The organism is Phyllobacterium zundukense (assembly GCF_025452195.1).
Classification (GTDB): Bacteria; Pseudomonadota; Alphaproteobacteria; order Rhizobiales; family Rhizobiaceae; genus Phyllobacterium; species Phyllobacterium zundukense_A.
The window spans coordinates 485,995-509,695 of record NZ_CP104973.1 but is presented as its reverse complement, the minus strand read 5'-3'; the positions used below and the strand labels follow the sequence as shown (position 1 = coordinate 509,695).

Sequence of the window (23,701 nt, the reverse complement as noted above, 5' to 3'; positions counted from 1 at the left end):
GTGGCTCCTTATATCCTGTTTTTCACCTGGCTCGGCGGCCTATGCGGCCTGCCTGCCGATGCTGTAATATTCCAGGCCATGCCGGGCGATGACCTTGGGATCATAGATATTCCGGCCATCGAAGACGACTGGCGTCGTAAGGGCATCCTTCATCAGATCGAAGGATGGCGCCCGGAAGCTCTTCCATTCGGTTACAATAAGCAGGGCGTCAGCACCGCGCAACGCTGCTTCCTTTGTCCCGCAAAGGAGCAGGTCATCGCGCTGGCCATAGATGCTCTGGCATTCCTGCATCGCCTCCGGATCAAACGCTTGCACGCTGGCTCCGGCTTGCCACAGAGCCTCCATCAGCGTGCGTGAGGGGGCTTCACGCATGTCATCGGTGTTCGGTTTGAAGGCCAGGCCCCAAAGCGCAAATACCTTGCCCTTGAGATTGCCCTTGAAGTAGCGGTGAACTTTTTCGAACAGGATGGACTTCTGCGCGTTATTCCGCTCATCCACCGCCTTCAGCATCTTGGCATCGAAACTGATGCCTTCTGCCGTCTGGATCATGGCGCGAACGTCCTTCGGAAAGCAGGACCCGCCATAGCCTATTCCCGGATAGATAAAATCATAGCCAATGCGTGGATCGCTACCGATGCCCTTGCGGACCTCCTCGATATCGGCGCCAAGCCGCTCCGCCAGACCGGACATTTCATTCATGAAGCTGATTTTGGTCGCGAGGATGCAATTGGCCGCATATTTCGTAAATTCGGCGCTGCGCACATCCATGACAATCATTTTATCATGATTGCGGCTGAAGGGAGCGTAGAGCTCCCGCATCACCTTTTCGGTGTTATCGCTGCTGGTTCCAATGATGATTCGGTCAGGTTTCATGCAATCCACCACTGCCGAGCCTTCCTTCAGGAATTCCGGATTTGAGACGACGTCGAAGTCCAGTTCTTCGCGTCCTCTCGCCTTGAGCACTTCGGCGATTTTCAGCCTTATCTTATCACAGGTTCCCACCGGCACTGTCGATTTGCTGACAATGATCTTTGGCGCTTCCATTTCTCGCCCGATTGCCTCTGCCACGGCCAGCACATATTTGAGGTCGGCTGAGCCGTCTTCGCTGGGCGGTGTGCCGACTGCACTCATCAGAATCTGGCCATGTTTGACGGCAGCTGCGACGTCCGTCGTGAACGTGATGCGCCCCGCTGCGTGATTTTCCTTGACGAGACTCTCGAGACCTGGCTCGTAAATCGGGATGAACCCCTGATTCAATCGTTCCACCTTGTCAGCGTCGATATCGACGCACAAGACATTGTGCCCCACCTCAGCCAATACGGCGGCCTGTACAAGACCGACATAGCCAATTCCAAAAACCGTCAAATTCATTGGATTTGTTCCTGTGCAAAGACATCGGATCGAACCAGGATCCGGTCACCTATAGTCATTAAAAATCGCGGGCCATAAGAAATGCCCGCAACCAAGTTTTCGCAATTGTCATTGGGTCAGTAACTGCCTCTGGCCATGCAAACCGCGGGCACAGTCTTGATGATGATATGCAAGTCGAGTTTCAACGACCAGTTCTCGACATAGTGCCTGTCGAACTGCACGCGGCTGTCGTAAGAAACGTCATTGCGCCCGCTCACCTGCCAAAGCCCCGTGAGGCCAGGGCGTGATTTGAGGTAGAACACAGCAGCGTTGCCATAATTCTCCAACTCGTCGTGCACGACGGGACGGGGTCCGACAATGCTCATGTGGCCCTGAAGAATATTGATGATCTGTGGCAGTTCATCAAGGCTCAGCTTTCTCAGCACAGCGCCAACGCGAGTCACACGCGGATCGTCCTTGAGCTTGCGGGTGGCTTCCCATTCTGCTCTTGCGTCCGGATTAGCGGCAAAATAGCTGGCAAGCACGCCATCGCCATCCTCGACCATCGTCCGGAATTTAAGGCAATGGAAAATGCTGCCGCCCCGCCCGATGCGGCGATGGCCATAAAATACCGACCCGCCATCGGACAACCTCACAAGGAGTGCAATAAGCAGGAACAGGGGACTAAGGGCAATGAGGCCTGCCAAGGCCCCGGCAATATCGAATCCACGCTTCAGGAATCCGCCCAAAGCAGGGTCGAAATCCGTATCAACTTGGGAATAACTCAAATCGGTCGATTTGACTGAATCGCTCATGGCACAACTCCGGCGGTCGGGTGATTGAATGGCTGATGCGACGGTATCAAACGGTACATCCAAAGGTATAACCGAAGTTGCATCAAAAATATGGTGCAGCGCAACACAAAAAATTAACAGGCTTGAAACACTAAGTGATGGCTAGAAATTGCCCATAAGTTGCCTAATTTTTGACCTCTTCGACTATATTATACGTCTGTTAACTTGCAGACGTTTTGCCGACTATTATTCGCTATTTACACTGTACTGTGGCGGATTTGGCCATGTTTGCGTTTTAAGGCATGGTTCAGCACAAAATCGGCGTCTGATACAGGTCATGACGCGAATGCGGTAACTTTTTCGGGGCCGCAAACAGAGCATTTTGCTGCACTGCAGTAATCCATATCATGCATAAAGAAGTGGCGGAAGAACGGGTTCCGCCCGTTCCATATCGCGCTTTTTTCGTTCGATCACGATATTGTTATGTCTGTAATTGGGTTGGTTGCATCATTTTGTATGGTGTGCGCTGTGGAATGGCGAGCAATCCTGCGGAATAGTACAGGAGGAACGACCCGATCGTGTAAGGCTGGATGAAGTCGATCTCGAAGAACGAGCGGATCAATAACAACAGCGCGATGCCAAACATGAGGTGTCCTTGCGGCGTATATCCCTCCATCAGCAGACGCCGCAGGAAACCGATCACCACACCTCCGAGGAGCACGCTGATCAGAACAACGCCGACATAGCCAAGTTCGACAAGCACTTCGATATAGGTATTGTGGAAATGAAATCCGGTACGTGCAGGGATATAGAACTCCGCCCATAATCGCTCGGCCTCGGAAAAGCCTTGCACCCAGTAAGCCTGATAACCAATGCCCATAAGCGGGGCCTCGCGAGCAGCTCTGAATCCTTCCTGCCAAAGATAGGTACGTCCGGTGAGAGTGGAATTCTTGCCGAAAGCGCCGAGCACCAGATCGATGGCACCGGCATTTATGGCGACGGCCACGAGCACCAACGCTACGGCAATGCCGACCAGAAAGAACGACCGGCGGTGCTTCGGTGAGAATTTCAATACGACGCCCACAATCAAGGTGCTGGTGAGTATTGCAGTCGTTGCGATGACTGAGGTAGCCGAACTGGAGGCAACCAGGCAATAGGCAGACAGGAGCCCGCACACGACTGCGATGCAGCGCCACAATTTGCTGGTTTGCAGCACGAAGAAACTGGCGAAGGCGAAATAGACACCCAGGGATGCAAAGAAGCCAAGCTGGTTCTTGGACGCGAACGCGCCGACGAAACTATAGGAGCCGTCCAGCGCATCATACTGGTATTGGCCAAAGCCGAGCGAATAAAGCAAAACCAGCGCGACACCCATGCTTACGCCGCCCGCAAAGGTCCGCGCGTCTATGATGCGGGAAGCGATCAAGGCGCAGATTATCGTCGTCAAATATTGAATGCCGGCGCGCAGGGTGACAGGCGGCGCGGCCGACCAAGAAAACGACATGCATGCCAAGAGGACGAAAGGCAACACCCAATAGAAACGTGCGTAGTTACCAATTACCCTGCGATAGTCGACCAGAATCAGAGGCAACCACAGCCCGTAGAAAACCAGAATGGACACGAAACCAAAGTTTGTCGAATAGGCAAAAACGAAGACCGATAGCGCTACGGCGAACGTTCCGTACCAAAAATTCTTGCCTGGCTCGACAAGCAGGGATTTTGCAATTCTCATCGTGACGTCCGTATGCGAGCATTGTGTTTTTCTCTTGGACGGATTTCCGTTTTGGTCGTCCAGAGATGATTTGAGCTCTATCGCATCCTTCGGGGAAACTGGCACTATCGGCGGAATTTGTAAAATTCAAAAACGCGAATGTTGTGTCAGATAAGAGGTTTTCGTTATCTGGCTTGACAGGATTGAAACCGGAAACAACCATTGCGTAACAAGTTTTGTCTACGGTTCCGGTACGGCGCCTTTGCGTCTTGGGAAATGGGGTGAGAGATGGCACTATTCCGCTTCCGGACAAGAAATCCCGAGAGAGATCGTCTGTCGGATGCCACACGTTTCCTGACCATCAAGCGGGCGATAAGGGACGTCGTTGCCGAGACTGAACGTGAGCGCGACGGCTTTCGCCGCCGTTATGACGACGCTTCAGTCAATGCTGCATTTTCCTTTGAAAACATGGAAAACGAAGGCGAAACAGAAAAGGTGTCCGCGCAGGTGGATAATCTGACGCACGCACTCACGAGGTTTTCGCAGCGCATTGATTTTCTGGAAAAACAGATGGCATTCATGCAAGAAATGGACGAGGCAATAACGACGTTTGAGAACGCGAATGGCATTGGCCAAACGGAACCGAAGTCAGATTGAAGAGTTACAGACAACGGAGCGAATGCGACCTTAAAAAGGCAAAAGTTCCCGTGCCAGAATCGGCGAAGCCCGCCTAACTCATTGAATTTGAATTAGAAAAACATTGCTTTTTTCAGTTTTTTACGTGGTTGACACCGATCGCGGCAGGTAGTGATAATGATGCAGTGCAGCAAAGAAACTGTGCGCTCTTAGGATTATGTTTAACTTCGGCTTCTTGCTGACGCGCCTTTTCCCATAAAGAAAGGAAGATCGATGGTCGCCTCGATTTCATCCCGGATAGCATTCGTCAGCATAGCGCTTGGCCTTGGTATGACCCCGGTTCTCGCATTTGCACAAGAGAAGCAGCCAGGAAAATCGTTCGTCGAAAACTTTGCCAGCCTGGACAAGAAGCGCTGGTACGTTTCCGATGGCTGGTCCAATGGGGCTCACCAGAATTGCACGTGGTCCAAGGGGCAGGTGGGTCTCAAGGACAACACCTTGACACTTGGCTTTGCGCCTCAAAAAACCAAGGATCGCGACTATGTGTGCGGCGAGATCCAGACCAATGCGCGCTATAGCTACGGCACCTACGAGGCACGCATCAAGGCCGCGGCGGGTTCAGGTTTCAACACCAGCTTTTTCAGCTATATCGGGCCCCAGCAAAAGCAACCATGGGACGAAATCGACTTCGAGTTCCTGGGAAAGGACCCCTCCAGGGTTCAATTGAATACGTATGTCAACGGCAAGGGCGGAAACGAGAAACTGGTCGGGGTGCCTGAAGGCGCAGACAGCAAGTACAATGATTATGCCTTCGTTTGGGAAAAGGATCGTCTGCGCTACTATGTGAACGGCAAATTGGTGCACACTGTCACCGATCCTGCGGCTCTACCTACCCACCCGCAGAAGATATTCCTGAGCCTTTGGGCGAGCGACAAGATGAAATCCTGGCTTGGAGCTTTCAGCATGCCTGGCACGCCCGTTTCCGCCGAGTTTGCCCGCGTTGCGTTTACAGCGCTGGGTGAAGCTTGCCAGTTTCCGGAATCAGTCGCGTGTTCGCTGGATTAATTTATTTCGATGGCAACATACCTACGCCCAATTCATTACGATAATGCCGCAGGGCTCATTATGGAACTTGCCGCAGTGAAGCAAAAATGTTGCACTGCAGTAAAAGCCATACTAAGTTCCCTGTGCAGATCAATTGTGGGATGACCTCATGCTGCATGTCTTGTACCTCGTGCATGATCTGTCCGACCCCGCGGTCCGGCGCCGCGTAATCATGATGCAAGCCGGCGGCGCAACCGTGACTATTGCCGGTTTCACGCGAAGCCGCGAACCGATCAGCGAGATTGCGACAATCGTTCCGATCGATCTCGGCAGGACGAGTGATGGCAGGTTTACCCAACGCGTCGCCGCTGTTGCACGCGCCGCGTTGGCGCTCGGCTCGAGGCTCAAGAATGTTGCCAGACCGGACCTGATCATCGGACGTAACCTCGAAATGCTGGCGCTCGCCAATCGGGCGAAGGCGTTTTTTCCCGGTGACGTGCCAATTGTCTATGAATGCCTTGATATTCATCGGCTGCTTTTGCGCCGGGATATGACAGGTAAGGCGCTGCGCTTCGTAGAACGAACGCTCAGCAACAATGCACAGCTTCTTATTACCTCTTCGCCCGCATTCGTCAGGCAATATTTCGCACCCTTTGGCCAGATCAACGTGCCGGTCGAAGTGGTGGAGAACAAGGTTCTGGAACTCGAGCCTCAGGAAACGGAGGCCATAAACCGCGCGGGCAAGTCCAAGGAGGAGCCCTGGAAGATCGGCTGGTTTGGTGCCTTGCGCTGCCGCACTTCGCTGGCGCTCCTGTCTGCGTTCTCTCGCAAGATGGAGGGCCGCGTTGAAATCGTTCTGAGGGGTCGCCCCGCCTATTCGGAGTTCGATGATTTCGACCGCTTCGTCGCCGATGAACCCTTTATGCAATTCCACGGCGCCTATGCAAATCCGGAAGATCTGCAGAAGATCTATGACGAGGTGCATTTTTCATGGGCTATAGATTTCTACGAGGCCGGACAAAATTCCAACTGGCTTCTGCCGAACAGGCTTTATGAAGGATGTCGCTATGGCTCTGTGCCTATAGCGATGCAGGGCACCGAAACGTCGCTGTTTTTGCAAGAACGCGGCATCGGTTTTTCCTTGGGCGAACCGACGATCGAGGCGCTCGCAGCACTGTTCGACAAAATGGATACCGATCGTTACCAACGTGCCTGCGAAAAAGTCGAAGCGCAGGAACGTTCGGCCTGGGTGTTCGACCAGAACGATTGCCGCGCACTGGTGGAACGCCTTGGGCGGCTCACGCATGCAAACGAACATGGCGCCGTACTTCAGGTCGCCGCTTGACCAGCTGGAATGCCGGATCGGCAAAATGAAAACAGGAGAAGTGACGTCAATGCCAAGTGCTACAAAACCGGATTTTGTCGGCCGATGCATTGTTGTGGTGCCTTGCCTCAACGAGGCCGAGCACATCCGCGCGCTTCTTGAAAAACTGGGCGCGGAAGCCCGGCGTTTCGACTTGAAGATTATCGTTGCGGATGGCGGCAGCAGTGACGGAACGCAGCAGATCGTTACGGAAATAATCCAGAACGACCCGCGTGTTATCCTCGTGCACAATGAAAAACGCATCCAGAGCGCCGCGATCAATCTGGCGGTGGCGGCCTATGGCGACGGCCACGACTATCTCATCCGCATTGACGCGCATGGAAAATACCCGGACGATTATTGCGAAAAACTGCTCGATGAAGCGGTAGCCACGGGAGCGGATTCGGTCGTCGTCGGCATGGCCACCGAGGGGTTCGGGACCTTCCAAAAGGCGACAGCCCTCGCGCAGAATTCCAAACTCGGTAATGGCGGCGCCAGGCATCGTCTCGGCGCAAAAGGCCACTGGACCGATCACGGCCATCATGCGCTGATGCGTGTTTCGATGTTCCGCGAGGTTGGCGGTTACGACGAGGGCTTCACCCACAACGAGGACGCCGAGCTTGATTGCCGGCTGAAGGCTGCCGGTGCACGCATTTGGATGACGGACAAGACCTTCATGGTCTACTACCCGCGGTCATCGGCATCGGCACTGTTCAGGCAGTATCTCGGCTATGGTAGAGGCAGGGCGAAGAACCTTTTGAAACATCGCATGATTCCGAAGCTTCGTCAGGCGCTGCCATTGATGGTGCTTCCCGTGGTCGCCGGCATTCTTCTCGCTGCGCTCAACTGGTGGGCAGCAGTGCCGGCTGTACTATGGATGACAATCTGCCTGGGCTATGGCGTGTGGCTGGCCATTGGCGAACGCAATCCTTACGGTCCATTGGCGTCCATATCGGCGATGATCATGCATCTCGCCTGGTCCACGGGTTTCTGGCTGCAACTGTTCGATTCGCGCAGACGGGGGGATACGCGCTGATGCCCGGCTCAAGCAATCAACACAACACAGGCGAGACCCGGATCGACATCTGTGTCTGCACATATCGTCGGGAGGAACTGAGAGCGACCCTGCTTTCGCTCGGCCAAATGACCCTGCCGGAAAAATGCCGCATACGCGTTATCGTCGCCGACAACGATGTCGAGCCCAGCGCCAAGGAACGGGTTGCCGATATCGCGGCGGAACTTCCGTTCGAAGTGCGTTATATCCATAGCCCGGCAGCAAACATATCATTGGCTCGCAATGCCTGCCTCGACGCCAGCACCGGCGACTACGTTGCATTTATCGACGATGATGAAACGGCGTCGGAGGATTGGATAGAACGTCTGCTGACCACGGCACGCGATACGAATGCCGATGCCGTACTCGGGCCCGTACAAGCAACCTATGCGAGCGATGCGCCACGCTGGATGAGCAAAGGTGATTTTCACTCGACCTTCCCCGTATGGGTACGCGGCGAAATTCTCACCGGCTATACGTGCAACGTCCTGTTGCGCCGCGCCTCGACATTCATCGGGAACCGGCGTTTCAGTCTGGCGCTGGGACGAAGCGGCGGTGAAGACACACAATATTTCACCGAGATTCACCAAGCGGGCGGCAGGATTTCATACGCACCGCAAGCATGGGTTTTCGAACCGGTGCCGCAGGCGCGGGCTAAATTTTCGTGGCTTTGCAAACGGCGTTTCCGCGTTGGTCAGACACATGGGCGAATGCTCAAGGGTGGATCAGCTGGCGTGAAACGTGCCGCGCAGATATTGCCTGCGGGTGCAAAGGCAGCTTTTAGCGTGTCTATGGCGCTTGTGACGGCCTTTTTTGCTACCCGGCGCAACCGATGGTTCCTGCGCGGCATTATGCATATGGGTGTCGTCAGCGGTCTGATAGGCATCCGCGAGATCGAGCAATATGGAGAGGCAGCGATGGTGCCGGCGAGGAGAGATAAATCCCGTGCAGCCTGATGTCACCTTCATTATCGCCGCCTATAACGCAGCGGATACGATCTGGCGTGCAATCGAAAGCGCGCTCGCACAGCGTGGAGTGAGCGTGGAAGTCATAGTCGTCGATGACAGGTCCACCGACAACACCGCCGCCATCGCCGGTTCGTCTCGGGATGAGCGGGTGCGCGTTGTGACGCTGGAACGCAATCGCGGTCCCGGCCACGCCCGCAACGCCGCTCTTGCTCTCGCGAACGGCCGCTGGATTGCGGTACTTGATTCCGACGATACGGTGTTTCCCGACCGCATTGCGGCGATGATAGCACGTGCCGAGAGTACCGGGGCGAGCGCCGCCGTGGACAATATCGAAGTGATAAAGGACGGCGAGACAAAGGGCGAGACGATGTTTCCCGTCCACTACCTCGCGAAAATCAACGAAATTACACTGGCGGATTTCATAGCTTCGAACCTCGTTTTCGAGACGACCTTCAATTTCGGCTACATGAAGCCGATTTTTGAGCGCCGGTTCATCGAGGTGCATGGTCTGCGTTACGAAGAGAACCTGCGTATCGGAGAAGATTATATCTTCCTCGCATCCATTCTGGCGAAGGGAGGAAAATGCATCGTGGAGCCATCGGTCGGATATGCTTATCATGTGCGTCCTGGCTCTATTTCGCGCGTTCTCGAAACGCACCACATCATCGCCATGTTAGAAGCGGACAAGACATTCCTGGCAAAATTCGAACTCGATCCCGAGGCCAGGGCTGCCCAAACGCGACGGACGCGCAGCCTGGAGGAGGCGAAGTCCTTCCTCTCTCTCGTCGGTCATATCAAACGCAGATCGATCAGCGGGATCATCGAGGTGGTATTGAAGGATCCTGCTGCGCTTCGCCATCTCTCTATGCCTATCGGAATACGTCTCAGGCGCCTGATCCCGTCCTAAAGGCAGGCAGTCAATATTTTATATGAAAGCAAACAATCGGCGGTAACATGCATCAAGGCAATCAACTTTTTAATGTTCGGCTAGCGGGAAGCCCGGAAGGGCAAGCCCACGCCGATAATTTTATTGACCTCGAGCACTTGATGACTATTGCCCGACGGCAGGCGAAAACAGTCGCCATAACCGCTGGCGTGGGTCTGTTACTCGGCCTTGTTTACATCATTGCCGCCAAACCAGGCTATACGGCCGCGACAAGCATTTTGCTTGACGACAATCTCGGCAAGTTCGCTGATGAACCTTCGCCTGCACCTGCCAATATGCAGACAGATACAACAATTCTCAGCCAGATCGCGATCTTGAAGTCGGCCGAGCTTGCGGAAAAGGTTGTGAGAAAGGAAAAGCTTGACGAGAACGATGGGTTTATGAACCCGCCGCGCTCCATTTTCGCAACGGCCATTTCCACAGTGCGGTCCATCGTCGGGCTTTTCAGTAGCAGCAAACCGGCCAATACGGATGGCCTATCCGCTGCGGATCTCAAGGTCGAATATGCGGCATCGCTCTTGCAGTCCAACGTTGATGTCCAAAGACAGGGACGCAGCTTTGTCATCGATCTCACCTATACGTCAGACGACGCGGAACTCGCCGGAAGAATTGCGAAGGCCTATGCGGACGTCTATCTCTCTGATCAGCTGGACGCTAACTTCGATGCGACGCAAAGGGCGACAGTCTGGCTTCAGGGCCGCTTGAATGAACTGAAGGAAAGTTCGCAGGCAGCAGCCCTCGAGACCGAGCGCTTCCGGGCCGCCAATGGTCTGACTGCGGCAAAGGGAGCGCTGGTTTCCGAGCAGCAACTCTCAGATATCAATAGCCAGCTGATACTGGCCCAGGCTGACACCGCGCGGGCGCGGGCACTTTACAATCAGTACAAGTCGATATTGGCCTCGGGCCCGGAGGGCGCCGTCAACAATGCGGCTGTTGTATCGGACCAGAGCGGCACCTCGGTGATAGGAACCCTGAGGGCGCGCTATCTGACGATCACCAAGCGCGAGCAGGAAATCGTCAGCCGTTTCGGCCAGGATCATCCGCAGGCCGTCAGTCTTCGCACGGAAGAGCAGGACGTTTCCCGGCAAATTTTCCAGGAACTCCAGCAAATAACCGAAAGCTACCGCAATCAGTATGAGGCTGCGCAGTCGCGCGAGACATCCCTGCGGGAAGGTTTGGAAAACGCCACCGGAAAAACCTCCATTGCAAACGAAGCGCTGGTGCATCTGAGGGATCTGGAACAGAATGCCCAGGCACTGACCAATCTCTATCAAACCTATCTCGGCCGCTATCAGGAAGCATCACAGCAGCAGTCCTTCCCGATCGCCAAGGCGCGCGTGATTTCGGTGGCATCGACGCCGAAAGACCCGTCGAGCCCGAAGAAGAAGCTGGCCCTCGCAGCATCTCTGCTGCTCGGCCTTTTTGCCGGCGCTGGCATCGGTGCATGGCGTGAATACCGTGAGCGCTTTTTCCGGGTCGGTGAAGATGTCCGCTCGCTTCTCGGCGTCAAGTTCCTTGGCTTTGTGCCAAAACTCGAGGGTATAACAGAGGCCAAGAAAGCGCCTGTGGCTTTGGAGGGGCAGCCTGCGCCGCCTGCCCGTACCAATATAATCCGCTTGGCCGTCGATAACCCCTCTTCGCAGTTTGCCGAAACATTGCGGAACGTCAAAATCGCTGCGGACGTGGTGCTGCAGGGCAAGGAAAGCAAGGTGATCGGTGTCGTCTCGGTTTTGCCGCACGAAGGCAAAACCACGATTGCTGCCAATTTTGCCGGATTGCTGGCCGCAAAGGGGGCCAAGACGCTTCTCATCGATGGCGATCTGCGCAATCCGGGCCTGTCCCGCGCCCTGTCGCTTTCAACCCAACGAGGGCTCGTGAAGGCGGTGATGGATGGTCAGCCTTGGCAAAATTCCGTCAAGGTCGAGAACAAGACCAAACTGGCCATCATTCCGACAGTGCTTCATCGGAATTTGCGTCACACCAGCGAGATTCTCTCAAGCCAGGGTATGAAGAAACTGCTGGATGAGGCGCGCAATGTGTTCGATTACATCATCATCGATCTGCCACCGCTTGGCCCGGTCGTCGACGCCAAGGCCTTCGCTCCAATGGCCGATGGCTTCGTCATGGTGGCAGAGTGGGGTGTCACGCCTCGTGCACTCGTCAAGTCCGTGCTGCAAGCGGAGGTGGAAATCGCGCCGAAGATTCTCGGACTGGTCCTCAACAAGGTCGATATGAAGCGGCTAGCGAAGTACAGCTCCTACGGAAGCACCGAGCATTTCATGGAGCGATACTCAAGCTACTATCTCGATACGCCACGAGTGGCTCCGACCAAAACATAGCCTCAAGTCGTGAACACGCGGCCCTTCTTCTGCCAGAGCCGCAAAGCGCTCAGTTTCCCGGTGGAGAAGGCCCCGGTATCGAGGTTGAATCGCCTTCCTTCCTGGCGCGGGATTTCTATCGGCGTGTGACCGTGAACGACCCATTGCCGAAGCAGATGGGCGGTTTCGAAGAATTCTCGGCGGATCGAAACAAGGTCGTCATCTTTTTGGTCTTTGACCGAAAGGGAAGGCCTTATGCCGGCATGCGCGAACAGGAAGTTTCCAGCGTCGATCATGATTGGCAAGTGACGCAGAAACTGTTTGTGCCGATGGGGAATTGAAGCGCGGATGGTGTCATCCAGCATTTGGGGCGTACGGTGACTCAATCTCAGACGTTCCACATCGATGCCGTAGGAAAGCAATGTCGAGTTGGCTCCCATATGCCACCACGCCGACAGAGACAGCCGCCCTTCCAGGTAGTCGAGCATGGCAATATCATGATTTCCGGTCAGGCATATGCGCTGGAAATCGGCATGCGGCTTGTGAAGCAGGTGTTCGATAACCTGCGCGGAGGCAGGCCCCCGATCGATGTAGTCTCCCAGCATGATGATGAGCTTTTTGCCGGGCAACCCAGCCGCGTCTTCAGTGATCATACTTTCCAGTTCAAGCAACTGATCGTAGCAGCCGTGCACATCGCCGATCGTGTAGACGGCGGTCTGTGAGATATTGATCGAAAGACGGCGCCTTGCGACCCGTGGGGCCGGCTTATCGGACTTCAACAATCGAAGAAGCGTCTTCAATACTGGTTCCCTGCTATTAGCCAGCCATGACGATACGTATAAGCGAGTATGGTGTCCAAGCTGGATTTGTCATGTTAGTCATTCGAAAAATATGACGCTGAAAACAATGACTTATAACGAATAAACGTGTTCAAATGCAATCTCTCCGAGCGGGCGGCACGAGATGTATCATTCTTTTGGTTAATTGGCGATTTTGGGGCCCCGTAGCGGATTTAGGACCCTTCCGGTCATATTGACCGTAAAGCCCCCGTGTGCTGATAGGGGCCTAGCCACGTCTCTCTCGACACCTGTTGGCGGCGGAAATCAACGCAGCCGCAACAACCCCATTCGGTTTACAGGTTTTTCTCGCTGACAGGTTCGGATTTCACAGAACCTGCTATCGTCTGTTTGAAGATCGCGCGTTCAAGTGGTGCAGCCAGAGATTCAGCGTAAGGGGTGGCGATGTGATGACGATCACGGAATGTCAACTTGCCATCGATCATGGCATGACAGATTGTATTGCTGCAGAAGAACTCCGTCATATCGATGTATCGTGCATTCTTGATGCCCGAAATGATCCCCTTTTCCGTTTCGGCATCACTGTCATCAGCGGCTGCAGCGCGCGGTGTATCACACACGGATGGGTCTCTTCCCTGCCAGAGAGCACGCGCCACGCATTTGTCGAGATAGGAGGTGTGGGTGGGCACATCGCGCAGGAAAACGACCTTTATTCCGGCATTGCTCAGCACCTCGACCGTTGATCTGATCCCGTCAGCCCATTCTTTTTTGCGTGCCGAATATTCTGAAGGATCGCCGATTTCATCCGTCAGATGGCTTATGGAAAGTTGTGAGATAATGACCGTCTGCGGTTTCATCGCGATAATTTCCTTGATCGCAAGCTCTCGCCAGTCATTGCACTCCGTGTAATCTCTCCGCAGTTTCGAGTCGCGCGTCGTGATGCGGGTCGCCCGGCACGATGATTTCAGGTAAGTGACGAGACGGATATTATCCTTCTTTGCAATATCGACGAGCGGTGTCGACCAATGATCGGCATGGGAATCGCCGAAAAGAACGACTTTTGTATTCGAGGATGCCGAGCCGAACACGCAGGGTTTCGGTTTGACCGTTTCGAGATCCAGCACGCAGCTCTTGTCTGTTGCCCGCACGGTGGAGGGCCGTTCTGCCGTTTCAAGGATCATTTCCTGCTGCGGACTTAGATTGCGTTTTGCGAGTGTGGCGCTCGCGTAGCCAACTGTCACGCCCGTCATTGTCAGCAGCGCGGCGAAGGCGAGGGACCGGCGCGTGCTGACCATAAGCCATGCATTCCGGCGTATCGGATTTTCAACGAAGCGATAGCTGAAAATCGACAATGCAAGGGTCAGCAGCATAAGCAGGATACGTTGTACGCTGGTCAGATCAGGTACCAGCATCGCCGCATAAACGATGACCGGCCAATGCCAGAGGTAGAGCGAATAAGACAGCTTTCCAATCCACTGGGCGGGCTTGATCGCGAGAAGGGCCCTCGGTCCATAGCTACTCAGATGCACGCCGCTGAGCAGCACCATCACAGTTCCTAGGGCAGGGACCAAGGCAATAAAGCCTGGAAAGGCATCCTGCTCGGATACGCGCAAATACGCTATGGCGATCAATGCAAGGCCAATCCAGCCCATCGCCGGCGAATAGGCAAACCGCTTGGCCCAATTGTTCAACAACGCCATAGAGGCAAGGCCCCCGAGCGCAAATTCCCAAGCCCGTAGAGGTGAAAAATAGAACGCCCAAGGCTGCGAAACGGTGGTCAGCCACGCGCAAAGCGCAAACGAAATGGCGGCTACGGCTGCCATCAGCAGGAACACACCATGTTTACCCGGACGCATCCGTGTAAATAGTAGAAGAAGCGCGGGCCAGGCGAGGTAGAACTGTTCCTCGACTGACAGCGACCAGAAATGAATGAACGGGTTATTCGTGGCGTCGACAGCGAAATAGTCGAGAGACCAGCGGATAAGCCACAGGTTGATTATATACGTCGAGGCGAACAGTGCTCCCTTGGAGTAAAGCTGCTGCTCGGACGGCGCGAGGATAAAATATCCAGCGACAAGGGTAACGAGAATGACGAAAAGCGAGGCTGGAAGCAGACGGCGTGCCCGCCGCGCATAGAACGTCCAAAGGTTGACCGTGCCGTGCTTGGCGATTTCCTGCTGAAGATGCTGGGTAATGAGATAGCCGGATATGACGAAGAAGATGTCCACACCGACAAAACCGCCGGGCAGGCCGGTGTAGCCGAAGTGGAAGGCGATCACTCCAGAAACTGCCAGGGCACGTAGCCCTTCAATGTCAGGGCGGAACGATTTTGATGCGGTGACGGCGCTCATGAGCTTGTCGAATACTCCCAGTTTCGGGAAATCTCCTGCCGGGCAGCATAGGTATATTTTGACGCGTTGCAACAATTTTGGTGCGACGCAATATTCTGTCCCGGCTGGATTGGATGGTCAGGCGAGTGTGCCTGTCCGGCGAAGTATGACGTTTTCCCCGTCTTCAAAGGTGAAATCCGCGCGCTGGCGCAGGAATTCATCCGTTGCGGTGCGGCATCCGCCGTAGTCGTGATAGTCGTCGATCAAAACGACGCCATTCGGGCTCAGCCGGTCGGCGACCTTATTGAGGCAATACATGACCGGATCGTACCAGTCGCAATCGATATGGGCGAAGGCAAGCCGCTCCATTTTGGCGTTGGGCAGCGTGTTCTCAAACAAGCCTTTGTGCAAACCAACGCTGGAATTGTCGATAGTGAGGCCATACTTCCTGAATGACCGGCAGACGTCGTCATAGAGATTGTCGCGATATCCGTAATACTCGTCGCCGCCGAGCCCCGAAGACTTTCCGCTCGCGATCTTTTGGTAGCGGTCCTTCGATTTCACATCGTCCTTTTCCGAAGTGGGAGGAGGGATCATGCTGAAAACGTCGAAGCCGTGGAAACACCGCCCTTGGCTCGTTGCCGTCCTGGCGAGAACAATCGCGCTTCCGCCAAGGGCAACGCCGAACTCCGCCACATCACCCGATACCTGCCGCCGTTTGATCTCGTTCAAGGCGGCTTCAAGACGCCTCAGCTTGCGCGGGGACAGATATGTAAGTCGATCCCGCCGGACCGATCGCGCCGTGGTACTCAAAAGGGATTCGTCAACCACGCGGCGAGCACGCCCGACGATAGCATGCATTGTAGCCATTACGTTCTCCTTCGGGGTGTGCCCATCTTTGAATCGTCTGTGCCGTTATGCAACCCGTGCAGTTGAACCAACAGGTTGTGGTCATAGCATGGCAGGCCGGAGAACTTGTCAGCGAGAACGGCGATGCGGCACGGGCCAGCAGCTATTCCGAAGCCGATCCAAAGGTTATCAGAATGACGGCGAGAATAGCCAATACCATTCCGGACGACTGGATGATGGTCAGTTTCTCGCCAAAATATGTCAGGGCAATCACGTTGACTGCAATGAGCTGGATTACAGCTGAAAGGCTGAACGCCGAAGACATTCCAACCTCGCGTACGAGACGCAACATGATCAGATTGCCCACCGAGTACAAAGCAATTGTCAGTACGAGTTTCAGGGTACTCGGACCGAGTGCCCAATATTTCGCGCAAGTTGCGGCAAGCAGGAAGGTGGCCGTTGAGAGGGCAAGTTGGAGAGAGGCGGCAAAAGTCACGTAAACCCCCAGAAAGAGTGGACAGCGAGTGACGTTACAGGAACTTCGTTACCGTGAGGATTACGCTGAATGCATCCTTCGTTTTTCGCCGCTATCGGATTCGAACGGGCAGCACGCCGACGAAATCCGAAAATCAGTCGTCGAATTTCTCGTCCGGATAGGCGCCCCAGATGTCCGACTGGCGCATCCAGCCGCTGGCGCCGCTGAATACGACGCGGCAATATTCTCCATTGCAGGCCTTGAGGCTCCCGAGAACGCCGGGCTGCACCTTGGCGACGACGCTCGCTGTATCGTCGGCGTTGCGATAAACGTTCAGCATGACGCCATCCTTGTCGCGCTGCCAGGGCGCGGTCATTGCCGTGCGCTTTCCGGACAGCAGCGATTGATAGACCCAGCCCTCGGTGCCCTCCGAATCCCTGATGCGCCGCCAATTATCATATTCCTGCACGATCTCGACCGGGAGGCCGGATTTGAGAAACAGCCAGGTCACCGCATAATCGCGGCCCGGCCCGACGCGCAAATTGACGCGCCCGGGCTTCAGGCTGACGAAACGCGGCAGCGGCAGGCCGCTCGGGCCTATCTGAGCCGCAGCGACGGCTCGCGCCAGCGCCGGCATGCCGAGCGGAAGTGCCAGAACGATCGCAGCCGCAAAGAAAAAAAGGCGAAAACTTCGAATATTCAACAAGTCGGTCCTTCATCGTCCCGGGTTTGCAACCGCCAAATTGCGGCCGAATCGAGAACGATCCCTATTTTTCTTTGTCTTCTGTACGCCGCCTTGATAGACAGGTGCAGAACGCCACGAGCAATTGCAGTTTGCAATGACTTGGTTAAAGAGGTCTCAATGCGTCGCGAATTGGGAAGGGAATATTGGTGAGCAAGAAGCCTCTGGTCGTCATCACCCGCAAATTGCCGGATTCCGTCGAGACGCGCATGCGCGAACTCTTCGAGGCGCGGCTTAATGTCGATGACCGGCGGCTGACGAGAGCGGAACTCATCGAGGCTGTCAGCCACGCCAATGTCCTTGTGCCGACCATTACCGACCATATCACCGAAGAAATTATCAGCGCGGCCGGTCCCAATCTCAAGCTCATCGCCAATTTCGGCAATGGCACCGACAATATCGACGTCGTGGCCGCCGCCAAACACGGCATTACCGTTACCAACACACCCAATGTACTAACGGAAGATACGGCGGACATGACCATGGCCTTGATGCTGGCCGTTCCGCGGCGTCTGGTCGAGGGGGCCTCGATCCTGCTCGACGATGGCAAATGGGAAGGTTGGGGCCCGACGTGGATGCTCGGCCGCCGCATCTGGGGCAAGCGCCTCGGCATTGTCGGCATGGGCCGGATCGGCACCGCCGTAGCGCGCAGAGCCAAGGCGTTTGGCCTGTCGATCCATTATCACAACCGCAAGCCCGTGAGCCCGAAGACCGAAGACGAACTTGAGGCGACCTATTGGGAGAGCCTCGATCAGATGCTGGCCCGCATGGATATCATTTCGGTCAATTGTCCTTCGACACCCGCGACCTTCCATCTCCTCTCCGCCCGGCGCATCGCGCTGATGCAGCCGACGGCATTTGTCGTCAACACCGCGCGCGGTCAGATCATCGATGAGCACGCGCTGATCGAGCAGCTCGAGCACGGCAAACTTTCGGGCGCGGCGCTCGACGTGTTCGAGCACGAGCCCGCGGTCAACTCCAAGCTCCGCAAGCTTGCAAGGCAAGGCAAGGTCGTGATCTTGCCGCATATGGGTTCGGCAACGCTCGAAGGCCGCATCGACATGGGCGAGAAGGTAATCATCAACATCCGCGCCTTCATCGATGGGCATCGCCCGCCGGACCGGGTCCTGCCCCGAGACCGGTGACAATCCACCCTGACGGCCATCTGATGCGGTTTTCTCGGATGGCGAACACCTCCATCTCCGTCATCCTCGGGCTTGACCCGAGGACCCACGGCCAAAGAACATCGAGCCAAAACCAATCACTGCATCGTCCAGTATCGTGATGTGCTTTCACCCTCTAAGTCATGGGTCCTCGGGTCAAGCCCGAGGATGACGGAGAGGTGGAGGCTTCTCATCGGGTAATAAGAACCGTCCCGTCGGTACCAATTGCTAGCTTTGTATCCACGAACTCCCCAAATTCAGCGCGATCCAATCTCAGCGCCATCGGAGTTAAATGGCCCATCTCCTGCGCAACGATGAGACCGAGCAGCAGGATCGCGTCGGGCTCGTGCAGGACGAGTGCGGCGGGTGCGAGGCCTGCGCTGACCAGCTCCAGCAGCACGGCGGCAGCCGAGGACGAGCCGATGGTGCCGGGCAGGCAAAGCACCTTGCCGCTGATCGAAACGCCATGCTGCGGATGGCGCACATCCGCAATCAGCCCGGTCTTCGGATTGACGCCGCCCCAGAAGCTGATCGGCGCGGTGAGCACAAGGGCAGGCGCTTCGGCAGGCTGGCCCGCGACAAGGACTTCGGCCTTCATGCCGCGCCCTCAAATACCGGGCGGCCGAGCACGGCGCTTTCCACGCATTCGGCCATGGAGCCATAGATGACGCCATAGCCGGTATTGCCCGGCGCGTAGTGGGCGAATTTGCCGGAATTGGTCATCAGCACCGCACCTTCGATATCCGGGAGGATCGGTGTGACCACGACGCAGGTGTCGGCGACGATGACGACGCCGGCCGCTTCCAAGGCCGCGCGGCGGCCACTCGACGCCAGAGCGGCAAGTGTATGGCGGCCGGTGCAGGCGTAGAGTGTAACCTTGAGCTTACGCTTGCCGATCAATGCTTCCAGCCGGTCGAACTCCGCGGTCGACAGATGCGGGCTGCCAATGGCGACGGCGTCGATACGGTCCATGTCAAGCGCGGTGGAGAGGCGGCGGCGCGAATCCGCGATCATTTCGGCGGTGACTTTGATCACGGTCTCGGGCGGCTGGTGATGCAGGGCCGTTGCAAGGTCCGGCGCTTCCGGCGTCACGCCCGCCACATGGAACAGGCCGACGGCGCCCGCCGAAGCGGATGCCGCGCCGAATGCCTTCAGCGCATCCTCGCCGGGGTGGGCGGCTATACCCGCAACGATGCCGACCGCATCGCCGATCTCGCGGCCATATAGACTGCCGAGGATCGGCCACGCGACCTCCGAGCCGAGGAATGCCGGATTCAGCCCGGACACATCGAAAACCAGCGTGGCGCGACGGTTTTCCGGCCGGTGCAGGCCGTAATAGGGCGCAAAGCCGGATATGGCGCAGGCGATATCGAGAAAATCGCCATAGCGGTTGGTGCGCGCGCCGAGCACGGAATTGCAGAAAACCACCGCATTGCTCTCGCCCCAGGCGACGTCGCTGCCTAGCGCCGGACGGTGCCCGGCCTGATAGGGCGCGCAGGTCCAGCTTGGCTCGCAGCCGAGCGTGCGATAGGCATCCATCATCCGCCGCGCCATGCCGCGCTCATGATCCGGCAGGCGGTTCTTCGAGCAACCGGTCAGATCGAGCGAGCCGACATTCAGCGTTGCGCGCACCGCAACCTTGCCGCCGCCGAGGGCCAGCTTTTCCGCAAACAGCGTACCGCTATCGCCGTGATAAAGCGCGCCGTCGATATGCGCCGAGGCGATCGGGATGAGGGATGGCGCCCCCATCAGCCGCGCAGTGGCGGCGACGATGCGCATGGCCATCGCGGCACCTTCGCCGCGCACACCATTGGCAATCGCCTGCTGTTCGGCGGAAAGCGCGAGCGCCATCGCTCAGGCCTTGCGCGCTTTGTACTTGATCGTTTCGAAGCGCGAGGTCAGCGCATCATAAAGCAGCAGCCGCCCGATGAGCGGTTCGCCGATGCCGGTGATGAGCTTGATCACCTCGGTCGCCTGCAGGGTACCGATGACGCCGGGCAGGACGCCGAGCACACCGGCCTCGGCGCAGGCGGGAAGCAGCCCCGGCGGTGGCGGATTGGGGAAGAGATCGCGGTAGGATGGGTTCGGCTCGCCCGCCGCATTTGCCGCGTAAGGCAGCAGCGTCGTCACCGAGCCGTCGAAGCGCCCGAGCGCCGCCGAAACCAGCGGCCGCTTCTGTTCGAGGCACGTATCGGCCAGCATATAGCGCGTATCGAAATTATCCGAGCCATCGACGATGATGTGATAGCGGCTGACGAGATCGGCCACATTGTCCGGCGCGATGCGCAGCTCATGCGCTTCGACGGTCACATGCGGGTTGATCGCGCCGATGGCGCGCGCCGCGCTCTCCACCTTGGGTGAGCCGACAAGCTCGGTGGAATGGATGATCTGCCGCTGCAAATTCGACAGCGACACGCGGTCGTCATCGACAATGCCGAGCGTGCCGACGCCCGACGCCGCCAGATATTGCAGCACAGGCGCACCGAGCCCGCCGGCGCCAACGACAAGCACGCGGGCGCGTTTCAGCTTTTGCTGACCGGGCCCGCCCACCTCGCCAAGGATGATATGGCGGGCATAGCGCTCGATTTCGGAAGAGGTGAGGGGCGTGATCTGCTGTTCGGTCATGGTGCTGTTTTATCTCTCCCCCTGTGGGAGAGAAAGGATTTTCTTGGATTTAGCCTGTTTGCTAAATCCTTAGAAAATCCAAGTGAGGGGGTAGCATAATTATTGCAAATCCCCTCTCTTGCGATTTCTAGCACTTAGCTAAAGAAGCTAAGATGCTGAAATCGCTACCGGGGCGAGCCACGGGTCTCGCCCGCCTTCGGCCCCCGCAAGGGGGGAGATAAGTGGTACTAGGCAAGAAATTTCAGCCCGCCGATACCCGCAACGATCAGCCCGATGCAGACGAGGCGCACAACCGTTGCCGGTTCGCCGAAGATATACATGCCGAGCAGCGCCGTACCGACAGTGCCGATGCCGGTCCACACCGCATAGGCGCTGCCGACCGGCAGATCGCGCAAGGCAAGGCCAAGCAGAACGACGCTGATGACCATGCTGCCGGCGGTGAGAATGGTGGGGGTGATACGGGTAAACCCATCGGTATATTTGAGCCCGATGGCCCAGCCGATTTCAAAGAGACCAGCCAAGATGAGAATAATCCAGGCCATGACGACCATCCTTTAATGTTCGATCGGGCCGTCCCGGATTTGTCTGGATACGCTTGGGAAGCGTGGAGGCCGTCCTCCAAGGATTTATGTAAGGATCAGGGGAGGAATTGGCAAGGAGGCGAGTGGATGAGTAATTTTGAGGGTTAGGTTCAATTATCGAACATTGCCATATCAATCTTTGAGAGCAACCAACCGAATGGAAAATGGTGTGCCATTCGACAGTTGTTACAATCTAAGGTCTCACCAATAAATAGTCGGGGAGCATCCGCCTTCTTAACCCGAATATTCGCTGCGCAGTGCGGGCAGATCAGAAAGTCACCGAAATGCGAATTAACAAAGGCCGTCATTTTAGAGCGCCGCCCTTTTGCGTAAAGAGCTTCATATGAGCCGATCGAAGTGAAGAGGATCCAATTCCGATAATTCTTCTTCGGCGCCCGCATCCTGGTGTACAGCTCAATCTGCATCATGTTGAGAAAGAGGAGCAGCCTCGCAAGCTCTGGATAGATGGTCTCATAGACATCGTTATCCTCTGGATTCTTAAAAATGAAATTGATGTTGTAGTTCTCGGTTCGAATTTGACTGAATTCCGTTACAAAGTGTGTCGCTTTGTCGAAAAGTTGAGCGAGGCCAGCATCATTTTTGCGGTTGAAAACAGTGTTATAGATCACGTCGGAGCTCAAGAAACTGGTGGCGTGGCAAGCCTTCAGTGTTAGCTCGAGAAGAGTCTTTATTCTCGTCTCATCTAGTGCCTTACGACTCAATAGACTCTTTGCATCCAACTTCATTGTATCAAAGAAGCTCACTTCGTCCGCACATACCTGTGCCGCTAGCAACATTCCCTCTTTGAATGGCTTTCGCAAGAGTGCAAACGCAACTGAAAATTTCCGTTTTTCAAGTGCAACTAGACCCTCATAGATAAAGTGAAGCATGTCAGAAAACAAAGCCAGACACAGTCCACGATGGGTAGAATTCCCGCTGCGGCCGGAGTTATCGGCACAACATCACCCGCACGATCTAAGCAACCAGCCAGATCGCGCCCGATAGGTCACATCCCCTGAAAGCTCGAGCTATTCGGCTTCCTGTTGGGGCTTTTCCTGTTTGACTGATTGGTTCTCAGCCGGAATGGGTGTCTGGTCTTGCGAAATGCTTGCCGTCGTCGTTTCTTTATCGACGGAGGCACTATTATGTCCCGCACAATCGGCCGAGGCGGCCGATACGGTAAGACCGAAAGCAGCGGCAAGTACGAGGATTGTCTTCATCGTCTATCTCCTGAGCTTTTCTGTGATGCGCAGTCAGCGTAACCGCTAATTGCATTTCGGCAAAATCACAGTTTTGTTGGGTGGCCTGGTCCATCAGTCGGGACAGCCGGCTCCGGTCTTGACCCACGCGGCGATCAGCGCTGCAAATGTCTCCTGCGATCCGGGCGGGGCGGTTCGTCCATCGCCCGGGTGCCAGGCCCAGCCGACCAGGTGGTCCTCGCCCATATGCTTTATGAGAGCCTCGTGGGAGCGATTGCCGTTGCGGCTCGTGTCCTTGACCTGCTGGCATATTTCGCTGACCGTCAGCCCTTGCCAGGCCATGCTGGCCGGGGCCAATTGCCAGTGGGCGTTACCCGGGATGGATTTCATGCGGCTTCCGACGATCGAACGATTTTCGGCGCCATGGCAGGTGCTGCATGCAAGACCCAGCGGACCCGTTGAGCTGTTGCTGGCGATCATCAACGGCACATGCGGGTGCTTGTCTTCCCCTTGTGTCGGGCTGCGGGTCGCCGGATGACAGTTGATGCAGCGCGGATGCGTCAGGACGCGGCTTGCCTCTTCGAAGATGGCCTTCGAGCGCGCGCTGGTGTCTGTGATCACATCGAAGTCGGCGACGGCCTTGAGCGCGCCGCCAGCGGATGTCTCGGCGTTGCCTTGCAAGGATCCCATGACGACATATGTTCCGGCTGTCGCGAGAACGGATGCGATTGCGATAGCGGCAAAACGCATGGCCAT

At 56.2% G+C, this 23,701-nt stretch carries 23 protein-coding genes; 8 read left to right on the top strand and 15 right to left on the bottom strand.

Annotated elements, in window-relative coordinates; translation table 11 throughout:
* Window positions 1-39: 39 nt before the first annotated feature.
* From N8E88_RS14875 to N8E88_RS14865, 3 genes are all read right to left on the bottom strand, one after another.
* Window positions 40-1,371 (bottom strand): UDP-glucose dehydrogenase family protein, encoded by a 1,332-nt coding sequence (locus N8E88_RS14875; RefSeq protein WP_262294341.1) that lies wholly within the window; start codon window positions 1,369-1,371, stop codon window positions 40-42.
* A 116-nt stretch (window positions 1,372-1,487) separates the two neighbouring features.
* Complete coding sequence (locus tag N8E88_RS14870) at window positions 1,488-2,165, bottom strand: sugar transferase (RefSeq protein WP_114428017.1); 678 nt, start codon at window positions 2,163-2,165, stop codon at window positions 1,488-1,490.
* 460 nt (window positions 2,166-2,625) lie between these two features.
* Window positions 2,626-3,876: an O-antigen ligase family protein gene (locus N8E88_RS14865; protein ID WP_262294340.1), complete on the bottom strand. Its 1,251-nt coding sequence runs from the start codon at window positions 3,874-3,876 to the stop codon at window positions 2,626-2,628.
* A 267-nt stretch (window positions 3,877-4,143) separates the two neighbouring features.
* On the opposite strand from N8E88_RS14865, the gene N8E88_RS14860 reads away from it, so the two are divergent.
* The 7 genes from N8E88_RS14860 to N8E88_RS14830 all read left to right on the top strand — a co-directional run bounded on the left by N8E88_RS14860 (window position 4,144) and on the right by N8E88_RS14830 (window position 12,205).
* On the top strand, window positions 4,144-4,512 hold the full coding sequence (locus tag N8E88_RS14860) for a hypothetical protein (RefSeq protein WP_262294339.1): 369 nt from the start codon (window positions 4,144-4,146) through the stop codon (window positions 4,510-4,512).
* 252 nt (window positions 4,513-4,764) lie between these two features.
* Window positions 4,765-5,556, top strand: a complete 792-nt coding sequence (locus N8E88_RS14855) for an endo-1,3-1,4-beta-glycanase ExoK (protein ID WP_262294338.1) — start codon at window positions 4,765-4,767, stop codon at window positions 5,554-5,556.
* A 148-nt stretch (window positions 5,557-5,704) separates the two neighbouring features.
* Complete coding sequence (locus N8E88_RS14850) at window positions 5,705-6,880, top strand: glycosyltransferase (RefSeq protein ID WP_262294337.1); 1,176 nt, start codon at window positions 5,705-5,707, stop codon at window positions 6,878-6,880.
* Between the two features lie 49 nt (window positions 6,881-6,929).
* Window positions 6,930-7,934: a glycosyltransferase family 2 protein gene (locus tag N8E88_RS14845; RefSeq protein ID WP_262294336.1), complete on the top strand. Its 1,005-nt coding sequence runs from the start codon at window positions 6,930-6,932 to the stop codon at window positions 7,932-7,934.
* A complete protein-coding gene (locus N8E88_RS14840) occupies window positions 7,934-8,908 on the top strand; it encodes a glycosyltransferase family 2 protein (protein ID WP_262294335.1) in 975 nt (324 codons plus the stop codon). Before N8E88_RS14845 ends, N8E88_RS14840 begins: the two co-directional genes overlap by 1 nt.
* Window positions 8,898-9,827: a glycosyltransferase family 2 protein gene (locus N8E88_RS14835; RefSeq protein ID WP_315975288.1), complete on the top strand. Its 930-nt coding sequence runs from the start codon at window positions 8,898-8,900 to the stop codon at window positions 9,825-9,827. The genes N8E88_RS14840 and N8E88_RS14835 overlap by 11 nt, the downstream gene beginning before the upstream one ends.
* A gap of 140 nt (window positions 9,828-9,967) precedes the next feature.
* Entirely contained in the window at window positions 9,968-12,205 is a 2,238-nt protein-coding gene (locus N8E88_RS14830) for a succinoglycan biosynthesis protein ExoP (RefSeq protein WP_262294333.1), read from the top strand.
* A gap of 2 nt (window positions 12,206-12,207) precedes the next feature.
* Here the strand turns inward: N8E88_RS14830 and N8E88_RS14825 are convergent, their stop codons facing one another.
* From N8E88_RS14825 to N8E88_RS14805, 5 genes are all read right to left on the bottom strand, one after another.
* Complete coding sequence (locus tag N8E88_RS14825) at window positions 12,208-12,984, bottom strand: metallophosphoesterase (RefSeq protein ID WP_262294332.1); 777 nt, start codon at window positions 12,982-12,984, stop codon at window positions 12,208-12,210.
* A 332-nt stretch (window positions 12,985-13,316) separates the two neighbouring features.
* The gene (locus N8E88_RS14820) at window positions 13,317-15,332 is read right to left on the bottom strand and encodes an acyltransferase family protein (protein ID WP_262294331.1); all 2,016 of its coding nucleotides are present in this window, start codon (window positions 15,330-15,332) and stop codon (window positions 13,317-13,319) included.
* Between the two features lie 117 nt (window positions 15,333-15,449).
* Window positions 15,450-16,181 (bottom strand): TylF/MycF/NovP-related O-methyltransferase, encoded by a 732-nt coding sequence (locus N8E88_RS14815; RefSeq protein WP_262294330.1) that lies wholly within the window; start codon window positions 16,179-16,181, stop codon window positions 15,450-15,452.
* 142 nt (window positions 16,182-16,323) lie between these two features.
* Complete coding sequence (locus N8E88_RS14810) at window positions 16,324-16,656, bottom strand: hypothetical protein (RefSeq protein WP_262294329.1); 333 nt, start codon at window positions 16,654-16,656, stop codon at window positions 16,324-16,326.
* A gap of 133 nt (window positions 16,657-16,789) precedes the next feature.
* Window positions 16,790-17,272, bottom strand: a complete 483-nt coding sequence (locus N8E88_RS14805; protein ID WP_262295483.1) for an SH3 domain-containing protein — start codon at window positions 17,270-17,272, stop codon at window positions 16,790-16,792.
* Window positions 17,273-17,586: 314 nt separating this feature from the next.
* Here N8E88_RS14805 and N8E88_RS14800 point away from each other — a divergent pair, with 314 nt between their 5' ends.
* The gene (locus N8E88_RS14800; RefSeq protein ID WP_246410807.1) at window positions 17,587-18,522 is read left to right on the top strand and encodes a 2-hydroxyacid dehydrogenase; all 936 of its coding nucleotides are present in this window, start codon (window positions 17,587-17,589) and stop codon (window positions 18,520-18,522) included.
* A gap of 208 nt (window positions 18,523-18,730) precedes the next feature.
* Here the strand turns inward: N8E88_RS14800 and N8E88_RS14795 are convergent, their stop codons facing one another.
* The 7 genes from N8E88_RS14795 to N8E88_RS14765 all read right to left on the bottom strand — a co-directional run bounded on the left by N8E88_RS14795 (window position 18,731) and on the right by N8E88_RS14765 (window position 23,701).
* Window positions 18,731-19,138, bottom strand: a complete 408-nt coding sequence (locus N8E88_RS14795) for an aconitase X swivel domain-containing protein (protein ID WP_262294328.1) — start codon at window positions 19,136-19,138, stop codon at window positions 18,731-18,733.
* Window positions 19,135-20,391: an aconitase X gene (locus tag N8E88_RS14790; RefSeq protein WP_262294327.1), complete on the bottom strand. Its 1,257-nt coding sequence runs from the start codon at window positions 20,389-20,391 to the stop codon at window positions 19,135-19,137. The genes N8E88_RS14795 and N8E88_RS14790 overlap by 4 nt, the downstream gene beginning before the upstream one ends.
* A gap of 3 nt (window positions 20,392-20,394) precedes the next feature.
* Window positions 20,395-21,165 (bottom strand): molybdopterin-synthase adenylyltransferase MoeB, encoded by a 771-nt coding sequence (locus N8E88_RS14785; RefSeq protein ID WP_262294326.1) that lies wholly within the window; start codon window positions 21,163-21,165, stop codon window positions 20,395-20,397.
* Window positions 21,166-21,392: 227 nt separating this feature from the next.
* Entirely contained in the window at window positions 21,393-21,707 is a 315-nt protein-coding gene (gene sugE / locus N8E88_RS14780; RefSeq protein ID WP_262294325.1) for a quaternary ammonium compound efflux SMR transporter SugE, read from the bottom strand.
* A 149-nt stretch (window positions 21,708-21,856) separates the two neighbouring features.
* Entirely contained in the window at window positions 21,857-22,648 is a 792-nt protein-coding gene (locus N8E88_RS14775) for a hypothetical protein (RefSeq protein WP_262294324.1), read from the bottom strand.
* Window positions 22,649-22,774: 126 nt separating this feature from the next.
* A complete protein-coding gene (locus N8E88_RS14770) occupies window positions 22,775-22,966 on the bottom strand; it encodes a hypothetical protein (protein WP_262294323.1) in 192 nt (63 codons plus the stop codon).
* Window positions 22,967-23,059: 93 nt separating this feature from the next.
* A complete protein-coding gene (locus N8E88_RS14765) occupies window positions 23,060-23,701 on the bottom strand; it encodes an Isoquinoline 1-oxidoreductase subunit (RefSeq protein WP_262294322.1) in 642 nt (213 codons plus the stop codon).

What these genes read in the sequence shown, in the direction of transcription:
- N8E88_RS14865 (WP_262294340.1), bottom strand. Translation starts at nt 3,876, where the DNA reads ATGAGAATTGCAAAATCCCTGCTTGTCGAGCCAGGCAAGAATTTTTGG.
- N8E88_RS14855 (WP_262294338.1), top strand. Translation starts at nt 4,765, where the DNA reads ATGGTCGCCTCGATTTCATCCCGGATAGCATTCGTCAGCATAGCGCTT.
- N8E88_RS14805 (WP_262295483.1), bottom strand. Translation starts at nt 17,272, where the DNA reads ATGCCGGCGCTGGCGCGAGCCGTCGCTGCGGCTCAGATAGGCCCGAGC.
- N8E88_RS14840 (WP_262294335.1), top strand. Translation starts at nt 7,934, where the DNA reads ATGCCCGGCTCAAGCAATCAACACAACACAGGCGAGACCCGGATCGAC.
- N8E88_RS14850 (WP_262294337.1), top strand. Translation starts at nt 5,705, where the DNA reads ATGCTGCATGTCTTGTACCTCGTGCATGATCTGTCCGACCCCGCGGTC.
- N8E88_RS14800 (WP_246410807.1), top strand. Translation starts at nt 17,587, where the DNA reads ATGCGCGAACTCTTCGAGGCGCGGCTTAATGTCGATGACCGGCGGCTG.
- N8E88_RS14820 (WP_262294331.1), bottom strand. Translation starts at nt 15,332, where the DNA reads ATGAGCGCCGTCACCGCATCAAAATCGTTCCGCCCTGACATTGAAGGG.
- N8E88_RS14845 (WP_262294336.1), top strand. Translation starts at nt 6,930, where the DNA reads ATGCCAAGTGCTACAAAACCGGATTTTGTCGGCCGATGCATTGTTGTG.
- N8E88_RS14830 (WP_262294333.1), top strand. Translation starts at nt 9,968, where the DNA reads ATGACTATTGCCCGACGGCAGGCGAAAACAGTCGCCATAACCGCTGGC.
- N8E88_RS14875 (WP_262294341.1), bottom strand. Translation starts at nt 1,371, where the DNA reads ATGAATTTGACGGTTTTTGGAATTGGCTATGTCGGTCTTGTACAGGCC.
- N8E88_RS14785 (WP_262294326.1), bottom strand. Translation starts at nt 21,165, where the DNA reads ATGACCGAACAGCAGATCACGCCCCTCACCTCTTCCGAAATCGAGCGC.
- N8E88_RS14870 (WP_114428017.1), bottom strand. Translation starts at nt 2,165, where the DNA reads ATGAGCGATTCAGTCAAATCGACCGATTTGAGTTATTCCCAAGTTGAT.
- N8E88_RS14770 (WP_262294323.1), bottom strand. Translation starts at nt 22,966, where the DNA reads ATGAAGACAATCCTCGTACTTGCCGCTGCTTTCGGTCTTACCGTATCG.
- N8E88_RS14795 (WP_262294328.1), bottom strand. Translation starts at nt 19,138, where the DNA reads ATGAAGGCCGAAGTCCTTGTCGCGGGCCAGCCTGCCGAAGCGCCTGCC.
- N8E88_RS14815 (WP_262294330.1), bottom strand. Translation starts at nt 16,181, where the DNA reads ATGGCTACAATGCATGCTATCGTCGGGCGTGCTCGCCGCGTGGTTGAC.
- N8E88_RS14790 (WP_262294327.1), bottom strand. Translation starts at nt 20,391, where the DNA reads ATGGCGCTCGCGCTTTCCGCCGAACAGCAGGCGATTGCCAATGGTGTG.
- N8E88_RS14860 (WP_262294339.1), top strand. Translation starts at nt 4,144, where the DNA reads ATGGCACTATTCCGCTTCCGGACAAGAAATCCCGAGAGAGATCGTCTG.
- N8E88_RS14765 (WP_262294322.1), bottom strand. Translation starts at nt 23,701, where the DNA reads ATGGCCATGCGTTTTGCCGCTATCGCAATCGCATCCGTTCTCGCGACA.
- sugE (WP_262294325.1), bottom strand. Translation starts at nt 21,707, where the DNA reads ATGGCCTGGATTATTCTCATCTTGGCTGGTCTCTTTGAAATCGGCTGG.